Genomic DNA, 1703 nt, shown 5'->3' with positions numbered 1-1703 from the left:
TTTAAGATAATTAATTTAATTAAGAGATGGACGAAATGAGTGAGTTGCTGTTGTTGATTTTATACTGTGCATTATTAGGCAGTGGTGTTGGTTTTCTTGCCGGGCTTTTGGGGATTGGCGGGGGGCTTATCATTGTACCTGTGTTAAGCAGTATTTTACTTCACTTAGAAGTTTTACCTGCTGACCAAGTGGTCGTTGCAGCGATTGCGACTTCTTTGGCATCAATCTTGTTTACCTCAACTTCTTCTGCGCTTGCTCACCACAAAAATGGCAACGTGCCTTGGGATTTGGCACCTTGGATCATGTTGGGTGTTGCTCTGGGTGCATTGATTAGTGGCTTTATGGCGGCTCTTTTACCGGAAAAAGTGGTTCGTATTGTGTTTGCCGTGAGTGTGGTTCTTATTGCGATCAAGATGTTCTTAAGCAGCAAAAATGACGCGCCTAAAGAACGAAAGCTACCGAACAAGGGCGTACTAACGGTTCTTACAACTATTACGGGCGGCTTGTCAGCCATGATAGGCATTGGTGGTGGGGCATTGCTGGTTCCACTATTGACGTTCTTCTCTGTCGATATGAAAAAGGCCATTGGTTGTGCGTCGGCTTGTGGCATTGTGATCGCATTATTTGGGTCTATCGGTTATATCACCTCGGGCAGCAGCCACTTTGCTCTAACAGAAGGTTTTGCTGGCTTTGTTTATTTGCCTGCGCTGCTAGGCATCGTGTGCACATCTTGGTTTACAGCTCCGCTAGGCGCAAAAGCAACTAACCATTTACCGGTTCCAACGATTAAGAAGATCTTCTCAGTACTGTTGGTGGTTATCGCAGCCAGCATGGTTGCTCGTTAATTAAAGAATTCAGTAACCTGTAACTGAATCAGTTTCTTTATTCATTAGACATTTAGGTGCGAAAAAATGCATGTAAATGTCTAATTGCGATCTGAGCCCTTCAATAACATGAGTTACTCCTTTTAATGCGTCATAGTTCATAATAAGGTTGTTCGCGTTTAATAAATATTCAAATGTGGTCAAGTACTTATCTAAAGGAGCGAGTGATGGCACGAGAAATTTCATTTAAGGGCAACGGCCCACGTTGGAACGTGGCTCTATCAATGATAATAAGTTACGTGATCGCATCTTTAGCTATCAACTTGTTTTATCAGACTGAGATCCAGTTTTTCCCTTTTGTTACTTCTATCTTAATCATGATCGCTGTCTATGCTTTGATCTCCAAGTTCACCCGAAGACATTTATCTTTAGTTGGTGAAGACATACATCTACATGACGTTAAAGCGAACTTAGTGATCAAAAACTCTGTCTTTTCTCGTCAGTATATTCAGGTTAAATCACTGACTAAAACTGGCTATTACAAAGTGAATGTTCACAAAGGACAGGTTGATAAATCTGATTGGGAAATGCTGTTAAGCAAGGCCACACAGCAAAACGTTTAACGCTAACTCTTCATGGAATTCATTAATGTCAGGGTGTTTTATCAACAGTATTATCTTGATAAAACATTGTTATTTAACCCAATTCACTGCTATAGCTAAATGTATCTTGTTTGATTCAACGGAATGCTATCAATGAGTGATTTATGGATCCTTTAACGCAGGGCGTGTTAGGCGCTTCTTTGGCACAGTCAGCAAGCAAAAAACAACATTTGGCTGTTGCAGGTGTATTAGGGCTACTTTCTGGATTGGCTCCAGA

General features: G+C 41.2%; 2 protein-coding genes and 1 pseudogene. All 3 read left to right on the top strand.

The genetic code is table 11. From position 1 onward, the window contains the following. Window positions 1-35: 35 nt before the first annotated feature. Window positions 36-845 carry a sulfite exporter TauE/SafE family protein gene (locus tag AB4496_RS22320; RefSeq protein ID WP_009846561.1) on the top strand — a complete coding sequence of 270 codons (810 nt, stop codon included), beginning with the start codon at window positions 36-38 and terminating at the stop codon, window positions 843-845. A 173-nt stretch (window positions 846-1018) separates the two neighbouring features. Further along, window positions 1019-1447 (top strand): hypothetical protein, encoded by a 429-nt coding sequence (locus AB4496_RS22315; RefSeq protein ID WP_102257308.1) that lies wholly within the window; start codon window positions 1019-1021, stop codon window positions 1445-1447. Window positions 1448-1590: 143 nt separating this feature from the next. After that, a pseudogene (locus AB4496_RS22310) lies at window positions 1591-1703 on the top strand (metal-dependent hydrolase); the annotation flags it as partial.

Origin of the sequence: Vibrio sp. 10N.222.46.A1 (genome assembly GCF_041473595.1) — a bacterium.
Taxonomy (GTDB): domain Bacteria; phylum Pseudomonadota; class Gammaproteobacteria; order Enterobacterales; family Vibrionaceae; genus Vibrio; species Vibrio tasmaniensis_A.
This window is presented reverse-complemented; position numbering and strand designations above follow the sequence as displayed.

Bases quoted from the DNA above. Each gene is read 5' to 3' on its own strand.
- AB4496_RS22320 (WP_009846561.1), top strand. From the start codon at position 36: ATGAGTGAGTTGCTGTTGTTGATTTTATACTGTGCATTATTAGGCAGT.
- AB4496_RS22315 (WP_102257308.1), top strand. From the start codon at position 1,019: ATGTGGTCAAGTACTTATCTAAAGGAGCGAGTGATGGCACGAGAAATT.